We start from the raw sequence: 12943 nt of genomic DNA on the forward strand, positions 1-12943 counted from the left end.
TCCGTCACACGCCAACGAGTGGAACCCACCATGTCTCAAGCACCCGCGAAGGGCCGCCAGGTGACGCAGGGGACATACGTCTCCGGCGGCTGTCCCGTCGAGTACCGGTTCTCCCATGCGAGGAGCGGCAACCGGCACCTGATGGTCGTCTTCGCCAACCTCTTCGCCCCGGACGACTACGGCTGGGCGACGGGCATCCTCGACAACCTCCGGTCCAACGTCCTGTGGATCCGCGACCGGTTCGACGGCGGCAACACGTACTACCTGTGCAAGGACATGGACTTCGCCGTCGAGCGGTCCGTGATCGGGCTCATCTCGAAGGTGATGACGTCCCTGGGGCTCACACCCGGCGACGTCACGCTCTGGGGGAGCTCGAAGGGCGGGAGCGCGGCGCTGCACTTCGGCCTGAGGTACGGATTCCGCAACATCGTCGCCAGTGTTCCGCAGTTGCGGATCGGCACCTTCGTACGCGACGTGTATCCGCACACCGGCCGGCACATGCTGGGGGAGTCGATGCCGGAGGACAATGTCGCTCTCCTCGACTCGGTCCTGCCCGGCCTGCTGGAGTCGGGTGCGAACCGGGACGCGCACATCTACCTGGTCTCCTCGCCGCAGGACGAGCAGTACGCCGACCAGGTGGAGCCGTTCCTCGGACTGCTGCGGCGCTACCCCAACTTCAACTTCATCCTCAGCGAGTCGCCGTTCATCAGCGACCACGGGAAGGTGACCCAGCGCAACGCGCCGCTTCTCCTCGGGATCGCCTATCTGCTCGTCGAGGGGATCGCCCCCCGGATCGGCCTGACCGGCCACGGGTACGAGGAGCCCGACGCCGACAGGGCGCGGATCGACGCCTTCCTGAAGTCGACGTCGGTGGTGCGGGACCAGTTCGCCCCGCCCGTCGTGACCGTGCCCGCGGCGGACGGGGAACTGCCGCCCACCGGTGTCCACTTCGCGGGGCGCGCGCCCGGCGGCGTGCGCGTCAGCATCTGGGAGAACGGCACCTACCTGGCGTCCGCTCCGGTCGCCGCCGACGGTGGCTGGGCCTGGCACCGCGACACGCCGTGGAGCACCGGCCCGCACCTGGTCAGGCTCTTCGCCGTGGACGCGGACGGCCGTCAGTCCGGGCGTACCGATGTCCGCTTCACCGTGTCCGGGAACGCGGCAGTGCGGCCGGAGGCGCTCGCCGTGAACGTCCCCACGGGCGCGGCATCCACCGGGCACTGAGCCCAGCCGAGTTCGCAGCACTTCAGAGACTGGAACCACGTACATGTCCAAAGCGCCCGCACCCAGCCGGCACCTGCTCGTCGGCATCGAAGCCTCGGGGACGTTCCCGGTCGAGTACCGGTTCACGCACGCCAAGAGCGGCAACCGGCACCTGGTCGTCGTCTTCGCCAACTTCTCGGCGCCCGAGGACTACGGCTGGTCGAACGGCGTCTTCGACAACGTGCGCGCCAACATTCTCTGGATCCGTGACCGCTTCGACGGGATGAACAGCTACTACCTGTGCAAGGAGATGGACTTCACGCTGGCGGAGTCCGTCGCCGCGCTGATCCTCAACGTCATGAGGTCCCTGTCCCTCACTCCGGACGACGTCACCCTGTGGGGCGGCTCCAAGGGCGGCAGCGCGGCACTCTACTTCGGGCTGCGCCACGGCTTCCGGAACATCGTTTCCATCGTGCCGCAGTTCCTGATCGGGACGTATGTGCGCAAGACGCACCCCAGGGTGGCCGCCTTCATGCTGGGGGCGGGGGTGCCGGAGGAGAACGTGCGCGCCGTGGACGCGATCCTGCCCGAACTGGTCCGCTCCGAGACCAGCCGGACCGCCAACATCTACCTGCTCTCCTCCCCGCAGGACGAGCAGTACAGGGAGCAGGTGGAGCCCTTTCTGGGCCTGTTCCAGCGGTACGAGAACTTCAACTTCATCCACAGCGAGTCGCCGTTCATCACCGACCACACCCAGGTGACCCGGCGCAACGTACCCGCCCTGATGGGCATCCTGAACCTGCTCGTGGACGGCCTCCCACCGCGCCTCGGCCACGTCCGCAACGGCGCCGAGGAGCCCGACCGCGACCGGTCGGCCATCGCGTCCTACCTCGCCGCCACCTCCGTGGTGCGCGGGGACGAGTTCCCGCCGCCGGTGGTGACGGCTCCGGCCTCGCGGGAGGAGGTCCGCCGGGACGTCGTACGGTTCACCGGCCATGCCCCGGGCGCCGTCCGGGTGGTCTTCTGGGAGCACGGCAAGTACCTGGGGCAGGCGGATGTCGCCGCCGACGGCGACTGGTCCTGGAAACCGGGCAGGGCCTGGAGCCTGGGCCGGCACTCGGTGAGGCTCTACGCGGTCGCCCCGGCCGGCTTCCAGACGGCGCGCGTCGAGGTGGACTTCACCGCAGTGGACGGCGCGGCCGCGGCCGTCCCGGCGGGCCCCGCGGCACGGCCTGCGAGCCGGGGTCCCGTGCCGCCGGCCGCGGCGGACGGCCCGCCGGCGCCGGTGGTGTCGGAGCCCCTGGCGCACGAGCAGGTGACGGACTCTCGGGTGGTGTTCGCCGGATCCGCCCCGGACGCCACCGAGGTCGGCTTCCGGGAGAGGGGCGTGCCGTTGGGACGTGCCTCCGTCGCCCCGGACGGCACCTGGTCGTGGGACTCCGGCCGGCCCTGGAGCGAGGGCCTGCACGTCGTCGACGTCTTCACGGTGGACGCCTTGGGCGGGGAGTCGTCGGGGACCCGGGTCCTCTTCAGCGTCATGCCTGCCCCCGCCGGGGTGGCGACGGCCCCGTACCGCGCGGGGAGTCGCTAGGGACTCTCGCAACAGGTCCTGGTGCTGTGGACTTTCCGAATCAGTGGCTCGCCGTGCTGCCGTCGTGCGACGGGCCCTGGACGTCGTGGCTGTCCCGGTCGTCGTGGCCAGGTGGGAACGACGACGCGGCAGCGGACAGCACGCCGAGCACGTAGGGCATGTCGTCCTTGTCCGTGCCGATCAGCACACGCGCCCCGGGCACCGGCCCGCCCACGGCCTCGCACTCGGCAACGACCGGGAACGGACCCCGATCCACCCCGTCGGACTTGCGCGGGGAGCCGTTGAACCGCACCCGCAGCGGGTCGTCCCGGTACGGTGTCCGCACCCGGATCAGCCGCAACCGCCCGGGGAACGGCTGGACTCCGAAGGTGCCGGTACCCGTGGCCGGTCCGGGCGGCACGGCGGCGAGTCCCTGCGGGCCCGCCCGGAGCCACCCGATCGTCAGCCCCCTCCACGGACCCGGTCCCCACACGACCCCCGGGAAGCGGTGCTCGTCCACCGGTACGACCGGCTCCATCCGCTCCACCTCCGGCAAGCTGCGCCGCGCCCACCGGTAGGCCCAGAGGGCCGCGCCCACCGCGCTCACTGCCCCCACGACACCCGCGGTCCACGCCACCGTGCGGACGGAATGCGAGTTCGTCGCGAACAGCGCGCCCAGGGCCCCACCCAGCCCTGCCAGGGTGAAGGTCACCCCCGGCGCCGTCGTCTGCCACGGCCGGTTCAACCGGGACGCGCCCCCGCGCACGATCCGCCACAGCCCCGCCCACAAGGCCGCCAAGCCCAGCCCGGCGAGGACCGCGCCGAACGCGGCGGGCGGCGTGAACGCCCAACCCGGGTAGTGCGCCGCGCGGAGCGTCCGCTCCTGACCGCCGGTCGACACCTTCAGGAGCCGCAACGAGTCACGCCACCAGTACAGGGTCGCCTTTCCACGCCCACCGGCGGCCTCGACGAAGTCCTGGTCGTCGCTCCTGACGTCCAGCGACACATCCAGCGTGCGCCCGCCGGACCGGCCGAACTCGAACTGGTAGCGGGCCCCGGTCTTCTTGTTCAGCTTCAGCATCACGTCGTTCACCGTGACGTGCTCCGCCCGCAGGCAGAAGGGCTCCTGGTACCCGTTCCCGCACACCTTCAGACGGCCCGTGTCCCGCCCTTCGGCATCGTGTATCTCCAGGCGTCGGAAGGCGCGGTCGTCCGCGCCTTTGCGCTCCGCGATCTGTGCCATCTGCCAGGCCGACCCGAGCAGCACGACGGCCACCACGACCCGAACCGTCCCCCACACCAGGTCATGCTTTCGCCCGTGCACAAGCCACACCCCCTTGTCCCCCGACGCCCTCGCGCCAGTGCGGCGGATCGAAAGTCTGCCACCAGGGCGAGCGCCGGGCGAGCGGGGGGTGACGCGCTTGCCGACCCACCCTGCCGGCGAAGTCAGGATCTACGGCTGGAGGACCAGGCGGTACGCGTCCGCCCCCGCCGCTGCGAGGAGCGACAGGGGCGGACGGCAGCGCGGGGCCGCCGAGGGCCGGGAGGCGTTACGCCGGAACGCTCGCCACACCCGGCTCCAGGAACCGCCTGCCGTTCACGCGTTCCGAGACGCCCTCGCGGTCCAGGTACGGCGTGATGCCGCCCAGGTGGAAGGGCCAGCCGGCGCCGGTGATCAGGCAGAGGTCGATGTCCTGCGCCTCGGCGACGACACCCTCGGTCAGCATCAGGCCGATCTCCTGCGCGACCGCGTCGAGCACCCGCGCCCGCACCTGCTCCTCCGTCAGGACCGTGTCGCCCTGCTTGAGGAGGGCGGCGACCTCCGGGTCCAGCTCGGGCCTGCCGCTGTCGTGGACGTAGAAGCCGCGCTTGCCGGCCTCGACGACCGCCTTGAGGTTCGCGGAGACCGTGAAGCGGTCCGGGAAGGACTGGTTGAGGGTCTCCGAGACGTGCAGGCCGATCGCCGGGCCGACCAGTTCGAGCAGGACCAGCGGGGACATGGGCAGGCCGAGCGGCTCCACCGCCCGCTCCGCCACCTCGACCGGGGTGCCCTCGTCGATGACGTTCTGGATCTCGCCCATGAAGCGGGTCAGGATGCGGTTGACCACGAACGCCGGGGCGTCCTTGACCAGGACCGCGGTCTTCTTCAGCTTCCTGGCCACGGCGAACGCGGTCGCCAGCGAGGCGTCGTCCGTCCGCTCGCCGCGGACGATCTCCAGCAGCGGCAGGATCGCGACCGGGTTGAAGAAGTGGAAGCCGACGACCCGCTCGGGGTGCTTCAGCTTCGACCCCATCTCCGTCACCGACAGGGAGGAGGTGTTGGTGGCGAGGATCGCGTGCGCCGGGGCGACCGCCTCGACCTCGGCGAACACCTTCTGCTTGACGCTCATCTCCTCGAACACGGCCTCGATGACGAAGTCCGCGTCCGCGAAGCCCTCCGCCTTGTCCAGGACACCGGTCACCAGAGCCTTGAGGCGGTTGGCCTTGTCCTGGTTGATCCGGCCCTTGCCGAGCAGCTTGTCGATCTCGGCGTGGACGTAGCCCACGCCCTTGTCGACGCGCTCCTGGTCGACGTCGGTCAGGACGACCGGCACCTCCAGGCGGCGCAGGAAGAGCAGGGCCAGCTGGGAGGCCATCAGGCCGGCTCCGACCACGCCCACCTTGGTCACCGGGCGCGCCAGGTTCTTGTCCGGGGCGCCGGCCGGGCGCTTGCCGCGCTTCTGCACCAGGTTGAACGCGTAGATGCCGGAACGCAGTTCACCGCCCATGATCAGGTCGGCGAGGGCCTGGTCCTCGGCGTCGAAGCCCTGCTGGAGGTCGCCGCTCTTCGCGTCGGCGATGATGTCCAGGGCGCGGTAGGCGGCCGGGGCCGCGCCGTGCACCTTGGAGTCGGCGATGAACCGGCCGCGCGCGACGGCCTGGTCCCAGGCCTCGCCCCGGTCGATCTCCGGGCGCTCGACCTCGATCTCGCCCTTGAGGACCGCCGTCGTCCAGGCCAGCGACTGCTCCAGGAAGTCGGCGCCCTCGAACAGGGCGTCGGCGATGCCGAGTTCGTGGACCTGCTTGCCCTTGAGCTGCTTGTTCTGGTTGAGGCTGTTCTCGATGACGACCGTGACGGCCCGGTCGGCGCCGATCAGGTTCGGCAGCAGCGTGCAGCCGCCCCAGCCCGGGACCAGACCCAGGAACACCTCGGGGAGCGAGAACGCCGGGAGGGCCGCGGAGACCGTGCGGTAGGTGCAGTGCAGGCCGACCTCGACGCCGCCGCCCATCGCCGCGCCGTTGTAGTACGCGAAGGTGGGCACGGCCAGCTGCGACAGCCGCTTGAAGACCTCGTGGCCGCCCCTGCCGATGGCCAGCGCGTGCTCGCGCTCCTTGAGCAGTTCGACGCCCTTGAGGTCGGCGCCGACCGCGAAGATGAACGGCTTGCCGGTGATGCCGACACCGACGATGTCGCCGTCCGCGGCCTCCTTCTCCACCTGGTCGATCGCCGCGTCCAGGTTGGCCAGCGAGGCCGGGCCGAAGGTGGTCGGCTTGGTGTGGTCCAGGCCGTTGTCCAGGGTGATGAGGGCGAAGCGGCCCGCTCCTCGGGGCAGGTCGAAGTGGCGTACGTGCGCCTGCGTGACGACCTCGCCCGGGAACAGGTCGGCCGCGCCCTTCAACAGCTCAGCGGTGGTGCTCACTTGTCGCCTCCGGCAGCGCTCTCGAAGTGCGGGTTCTCCCAGATGACCGTCGCGCCCATGCCGAAGCCGACGCACATGGTGGTCAGACCGTAACGGACCTGCGGCTGCTCCTCGAACTGGCGGGCCAGTTGCGTCATCAGGCGGACGCCGGAGGAGGCGAGCGGGTGGCCGAAGGCGATCGCGCCGCCGTACTGGTTGACGCGCGGGTCGTCGTCCGCGATGCCGTAGTGGTCGAGGAAGGCCAGGACCTGCACGGCGAAGGCCTCGTTGATCTCGAACAGGCCGATGTCGGAGATCGACAGGCCCGCCTTGGCCAGGGCCTTCTCGGTGGCGGGGATCGGGCCGTAGCCCATGACCTCCGGCTCCACGCCCGCGAAGGCGTAGGAGACCAGGCGCATCTTGACCGGCAGGCCGTGCTCGCGGGCGAAGTCCTCGCTCGCGATGATCGAGGCGGTCGCGCCGTCGTTCAGACCGGCCGCGTTGCCCGCGGTGACCCGGCCGTGCACGCGGAACGGCGTCTTGAGGGTCGCCAGGTTCTCCAGGGTGGTGCCCGGACGCATCGGCTCGTCCGCCGTGACCAGGCCCCAGCCGGTCTCGCCGGCCTCGGGGGTCGTACGGCGCACGGAGATCGGCACCAGGTCGGCCTGGATGCTGCCGTTGGCGTAGGCCTTGGCGGCCTTCTCCTGCGAGCGCACCGCGTACTCGTCGGCGCGCAGCTTGGTGAGGTGCGGGAAGCGGTCGTGCAGGTTCTCCGCGGTCATGCCCATGAACAGGGCGGACTCGTCGACCAGCTTCTCGCTCACGAACCGCGGGTTGGGGTCCACGCCCTCGCCCATCGGGTGGCGGCCCATGTGCTCGACACCGCCCGCGATGGCGACGTCGTACGCGCCGAACGCGACGGCGCCGGCGACGGTGGTCACGGCGGTCAGCGCGCCCGCGCACATCCGGTCGACGGAGTAGCCGGGGACCGACGTGGGCAGGCCGGCGAGGATGCCGGCGGTGCGGCCGATGGTCAGGCCCTGGTCGCCGATCTGTGTGGTCGCGGCGACGGCGACCTCGTCGACCTTCTTCGGGTCGAGGCCGGGGTTGCGGCGCAGCAGCTCCCGGATCGCCTTGACGACGAGGTCGTCGGCGCGGGTCTCGTGGTAGATGCCCTTCGGGCCCGCCTTGCCGAACGGGGTGCGGACGCCGTCGACGAAGACGACGTCCTTGACGGTACGAGGCACGATGGCTCTCCTCCAGGGTGCGGGACGGCACTGCCGCGCAGCGCTGAGCGCGCGCTCAGCACCATGCTACTCATGAGTAATGTGACTGCCCAGTCCCCACGCCCACAGCGGCGAACGTCACACCGCCGGCGGCACCACGGTGGTGCCGTCGAACCCCGCGGGGCCAGCACCGGAGTCGGCACCGGATGCGGTCCCGGATCCTCTTCGAGCAGGACGCCGAACAGGGTGCGGGCCACGTCCGCGCCGAAGCCGTGCACGTCGTGGCTCATCGCGGACAGCGTCGGGTGGGTCAGCCGGCACAGCTGGGAGTCGTCCCAGGCCAGCAGGGACACGTCGGCCGGGACGCGCAGGCCCATCTCCGTCGCCACCGACAGCCCGGCCACCGCCATGATGTCGTTGTCGTAGACGATCGCCGTGGGCCGCTCCGACGGGGCCGCGGACAGCAGCGACCGCGTGGCCCGCGCCCCCGTCTCGCCGGAGAAGTCGGTCGCCACCTGCCACGCACCGGCCAGCTGAAGGCTCCGTGCCGCCGCGTCGAAGGCGGCCGCGCGGATCGCTGTGTGGCCGAGGGCCGCCGCGCCGCCGACCCGGGCGATCCGCCGGTGCCCGAGCGCCGCCAGATAGCGCACGGCCTCGGTGACCGCGGCGGTGTCGTCGGTCCACACGGAGGTGAGCCCGCCGGTCAGCGACGGGTCTCCCACGGCGACCACGGGCAGCCCGATCCGCCGCGCCACGGCCGGGCGGGGATCGTCGGTGCGGAAGTCGACCAGGATCGAGCCCGCGACCTGCCGCGCCTTCCACCACGTCTCCAGCAGGCCCGCCTCCTCCCGCGGCTCGCGTACCAGCCGCAGCAGCAGCGAGCAGGAGTGCTCGGCCAGGACGCTCTCCACCCCCGATATGAACTCCATGTAGAAGGGTTCGAGCCCGAGCAGCCGGGCCGGCCGGCAGATGGCGAGCCCGACCACGTCCACGCGTGAGCCGGCCAGCGACCGGGCGGCCGGGTTCGGCGCCCAGCCCAGTTCGCGCGCGGCCCGGAAGATGCGGTCGCGGGTCGCCTCCGACAGGCCCGGCTTGCGGTTGAAGGCCAGCGACACCGCCCCCTTGGACACCCCGGCGCGGGCGGCGACGTCCTTGATGGTGACCCGGGGTGCCGTCATCGGGCGGGCTCCACGCAGAACAGGGCCGACCGGACGGCGTCGGCCGCCTCCTGGCCGCCGGGGCTCTTCCAGCCGTCGACCCCGATGGTCACCCGTTCCCCGGGGAGCAGGGTGACCAGTCCCTGGTCGGCCCGCGCGGCCGGGTCGAGACGGTCGGCCTGGAGCAGCAGGTCCCGCACCAGGGTGCGGGCGGTCACGGTGACCGCGCCCGGAGCGACGGACACGTCGAACTCCGGCGGCGGCCAGGGGACGTCGCGGTCCGGCACCGGGAAGTACAGGGCGCGCAGCGTGTCCGCCTCCGCGACCAGGAACTCCTTCGGGCCGGCCGGCACCAGTTCGGGCGGGACGGAGACGTTCGCGACCGCGCGTGCCGCGGCGTGCAGGGCCGTGCGCGTGGAGGCGACCACCTCGCCCGCGACGGACATCCGGCGCAGGGTGAGTTCACCGGCCCACGGCGCGGCCGACTGGTTGACCGCGGCCAGCACAAGGCCGCCGTCCTGCTCCCTGAGCGTCAGCAGCCGGTCCGCGTAGAGCCGTTTCAGCTCGTGGTAGAGCGGCTTCTCCCGCCCGTCGCCGTCGATCGCCGCCCAGGACGTCACCGGCCAGCAGTCGTTGAGCTGCCACACGACCGTGCCCGCGCACACCGGCCAGTGCGAGCGCCAGTGCTCGATGCCGGCGGCCACCGCACGGACCTGGTTGAGCTGGGTGAGATAGTGCCAGCGGTCGAAGTCCCCCTCGGGCGGCACGAAGTGCCGGGCCAGGCCGCGCTCCAGCTTGCCGTTGCCGTCGTCGGCCTTCTGGTGGTGCAGCATGCCGGGGGAGTCCGGGGCGAGCTCCTCGCCGGGCAGGGCGCGCCGCAGGGTCGCGTACGCGGGCGGCGCCTGCCAGCCGAACTCGGCCACGAAACGCGGCACGCTGCCCCGGTAGTCCGCCCAGTCGCGCCGGTTCCACACCTCCCACGAGTGGTGCGTGCCGTGCGCCGGGTCGTTGGGGTGGTGCGCCCAGGACCCGGACCAGGGGCTGCCCGCCGTGTACGGCCGGGTCGGGTCGAGTTCGGCCACCACCCGGGGCAGCAGCCCGAGGTAGTACCCCTCGCCCCACGAGTCGCCGGCCAGCTCCGGCTCCCAGCCCCAGTCCCTGAAGCCCCACAGGTTCTCGTTGTTGCCGTTCCACAGCGCGAGCGAGGGATGCGGCATCAGGCGTACGACGTTCTCGCGGGCCTCGGCCTCCACCTCGCCGCGCAGCGGCTGTTCCTCGGGGTAGGCGGCGCAGGCGAACGGGAAGTCCTGCCAGACCAGCAGGCCGAGTTCGTCGCAGGCGTCGTAGAAGTCCCCGCTCTCGTAGATTCCGCCGCCCCACACCCGGACGAGGTCCACCCCCGCCGCGGCCGCCTGGCCGAGCCGCTCCCGGTAGCGCTCACGGGTGACCCGGGAGGGGAACACGTCGTCCGGGATCCAGTTGACGCCCCGTGCGAAGAGCCGCTCCCCGTTGACCACGAGGGTGAAGCCGCTGCCGTGCGCGTCGGCGGAGGTGTCCAGCTCCACGGTCCTGAAGCCGATCCTGTGGCGCCGGACGTCCAGCACGTCCGCGCCGTGCAGCAACGTCAGCTCCAGCTCGTACAGCGGCTGTCCGCCGTACCCCCGGGGCCACCACAGGTCGGCGTCCGGCACCTGGAGCCGCACGACCCCGGACGGGCCGTCGACCGCCGCCCGCGCCCGCACCCCTCCCACCCGGGCCTCGACGGCGAGTTCGGCCTCGGCGCGGGTGCGCTCCACGTCGACGCGCACCTCGACCACACCCGTGCCCTCCTCCACGGTGACGACGGGGCGCACCCGGTCGAACCGGGCCGTGGACCACGACTCCAGCCGCACCGGGCGCCAGATGCCCGCCGTGACCAGGGTCGGCCCCCAGTCCCAGCCGAACGAGCAGGCCATCTTGCGGATGTGGGCGTACGGTTCGGTGTAGGCGGCGGGCCGGTCACCCACCTGTGCGCGCACGGCCTCCGCCTCGGTGTACGCGGAGTCGAAGCGCACCGCCAAGCGCCCCTGACGTCCCGTCACGTCGAAGCGGTACGAGCGGTGCATGTTGCGCACCCGGCCCAGCGCGCGGCCGTCCAGGGTGATCTCGGCGGCGGTGTCGAGCCCGTCGAAGACCAGCTCGGTCCGCTCGTGCTCCGAGGCGGTGTCCAGCCGCCTCTCGTACGTCCACTCCCGGTGGCCCACCCAGGCCACGTCCGCCTCGTTCCGGCCGAGGAAGGGGTCCTGGATCAGCCCCGCGGCCAGCAGATCCGTGTGCACGCAGCCCGGCACGGCCGCCGGCAGTGCGGTATCCGTGTCGTCGGGGTGTCGCAGGGTCCATCCCTCGGTGAACGGTGTGGTCCGAAGCATGCGCTCTCCCTCAACCGGTCCAACCCAACTGGCCTGTGCTGTCGCAGCGTTGACGAGATGGGGACTTTACCGGTTGAGGAAGCGCTGTCAGCGGGCCGAACCAGCCAACCGGCTGAAACCCGAGATGGCGACGGCCGTGCTCGTGGAGGGGGTCACCGTCCGCGACGACTTCTGCGTCCCTACCTCCGCATGCCTCCGCGTGCCCTCCGAAGAGCTTGGCGTGAACTCGACGCCCCCGTTCCGCTTCCGCGGACCCTTCGGGGCCCACCGGGAGACGCTCTCGGCAGGAGCGGTCCTCGCGATCCTGCCGGCCCCGAACCGTCTTCCTGTTCCTCGGCGGCGCGCCTACGCGCTCCGCGCCGACAGCGCCTTCACCAGCACCGGGGTGACCTGCTCCACCTGCCACGGCCGCGCACCGTACCCGGCGAGGGCGGCACCGACCGAGTCGGCGTCGGCGCCCTTCGGCGGCTCCCAGCACAGGCGCCGCACGGTGTCCGGCGCGACGAGGTTCTCCTGTGGCATGTTCAGCCGCTCGGCCAGCTCCGACACCCCGGCCTTGGCCGCGGCGAGCCGTGCCGCCGCCACCGGGTCCTTGTCGGCCCACGCCCGCGGCGGCGGAGGCCCGGTCACCTGCTGCCCCTGCTGCGGCAGCGCCGACTCGGGCAGGGACCTCGCCCGCTCCACCGCGCCCTGCCACTGCTCCAGCTGCCGCCGGCCGGTGCGATGCCCGAAGCCGTTCAGCGCGGCGAGCGCGTGCACGTTGGCCGGCAGGGCGAGCGCGGCCTCCACGATGGCCGCGTCCGAGAGCACCTTGCCCGGCGAGACGTCCCGCCGCTGGGCGATCCGGTCCCGGGTCTGCCACAGCTCCCGCACGACGGCGAGCTGCCGCCTGCGTCGCACCTTGTGCATGCCGGAGGTGCGCCGCCAGGGATCCTTGCGCGGTTCGGCCGGCGGCGCCGAGGCGATGGCGTCGAACTCCTGGAGGGCCCACTCCAGCTTGCCCTGCCGGTCCAGCTCCTTCTCCAGGGCGTCGCGCAGATCGACGAGCAGCTCCACGTCGAGCGCCGCGTACCGCAGCCACGGCTCGGGCAGCGGCCGGCTCGACCAGTCGACGGCGGAGTGGCCCTTCTCCAGGACGAAGCCCAGTACGCCCTCGACCATCGCGCCGAGCCCGACCCGCGGGAACCCGGCGAGCCGGCCGGCCAGTTCGGTGTCGAACAGACCGGTGGGCAGCATGCCTATCTCGCGCAGGCACGGCAGGTCCTGGGTGGCGGCGTGCAGCACCCACTCGACGCCTGACAGCGCCCCACCGAGCCCGGACAGGTCGGGGCAGGCGACGGGGTCGATCAGCGCGGTGCCGGCGCCCTGGCGGCGCAGCTGCACCAGGTAGGCGCGCTGGCCGTAGCGGTAGCCGGAGGCCCGTTCGGCGTCGACGGCGACGGGGCCGGAGCCGGCCGCGAACGCGGCGGTCACCTCGGCGAGCGCGTGCGCGTCGGTGATCACGGGCGGGATGCCCTCTCGGGGTTCGAGCAGGGGGATCGGCGCCCCGGTGCCGGAAGATCCGCCGTCGTCCGGAGGGGCGCCTCCGGTGGTTCGCAGTGAGCTGTCTGCTGCGGTCTCTTGGGCGTCGGTCACATGTCAAGACTATCCGTGGATGGGCGGCGGGGGGCGCGAAAAAAAAACACACAGAGGGGGAAGGGGGGGGTGGGAAAAGGAGAGG

At 72.1% G+C, this 12943-nt stretch carries 7 protein-coding genes and 1 pseudogene; 2 read left to right on the forward strand and 6 right to left on the reverse strand.

From position 1 onward, the window contains the following. Window positions 1–30: 30 nt before the first annotated feature. Both ACTYVM_RS20830 and ACTYVM_RS20835 read left to right on the forward strand, forming a co-directional pair. Window positions 31–1224, forward strand: coding sequence for a hypothetical protein (locus ACTYVM_RS20830; protein WP_445527362.1), 1194 nt, complete (start codon window positions 31–33; stop codon window positions 1222–1224). A 43-nt stretch (window positions 1225–1267) separates the two neighbouring features. Beyond that, window positions 1268–2794, forward strand: coding sequence for a hypothetical protein (locus ACTYVM_RS20835; RefSeq protein WP_445527363.1), 1527 nt, complete (start codon window positions 1268–1270; stop codon window positions 2792–2794). 40 nt (window positions 2795–2834) lie between these two features. Here ACTYVM_RS20835 and ACTYVM_RS20840 read toward each other — a convergent pair whose 3' ends face one another. The 6 genes and pseudogenes from ACTYVM_RS20840 to ACTYVM_RS20865 all read right to left on the reverse strand — a co-directional run bounded on the left by ACTYVM_RS20840 (window position 2835) and on the right by ACTYVM_RS20865 (window position 12858). Further along, a complete protein-coding gene (locus ACTYVM_RS20840; protein ID WP_445527364.1) occupies window positions 2835–4052 on the reverse strand; it encodes a hypothetical protein in 1218 nt (405 codons plus the stop codon). A 271-nt stretch (window positions 4053–4323) separates the two neighbouring features. Next, on the reverse strand, window positions 4324–6453 hold the full coding sequence (locus ACTYVM_RS20845; RefSeq protein WP_445527365.1) for a 3-hydroxyacyl-CoA dehydrogenase NAD-binding domain-containing protein: 2130 nt from the start codon (window positions 6451–6453) through the stop codon (window positions 4324–4326). Beyond that, the gene (locus tag ACTYVM_RS20850; RefSeq protein ID WP_445527366.1) at window positions 6450–7679 is read right to left on the reverse strand and encodes a thiolase family protein; all 1230 of its coding nucleotides are present in this window, start codon (window positions 7677–7679) and stop codon (window positions 6450–6452) included. Before ACTYVM_RS20850 ends, ACTYVM_RS20845 begins: the two co-directional genes overlap by 4 nt. Before the next feature lie 137 nt (window positions 7680–7816). Next, window positions 7817–8836, reverse strand: a pseudogene (locus tag ACTYVM_RS20855) (LacI family DNA-binding transcriptional regulator); the annotation flags it as partial. Next, window positions 8833–11223, reverse strand: a complete 2391-nt coding sequence (locus tag ACTYVM_RS20860; protein ID WP_445527367.1) for a glycoside hydrolase family 2 protein — start codon at window positions 11221–11223, stop codon at window positions 8833–8835. The pseudogene ACTYVM_RS20855 and the gene ACTYVM_RS20860, both read right to left, overlap by 4 nt. A 345-nt stretch (window positions 11224–11568) precedes the next feature. Continuing rightward, window positions 11569–12858, reverse strand: a complete 1290-nt coding sequence (locus ACTYVM_RS20865; protein ID WP_445527368.1) for a ribonuclease D — start codon at window positions 12856–12858, stop codon at window positions 11569–11571. Window positions 12859–12943 lie beyond the last annotated feature (85 nt).

This window comes from Streptomyces cyslabdanicus, assembly GCF_052663305.1.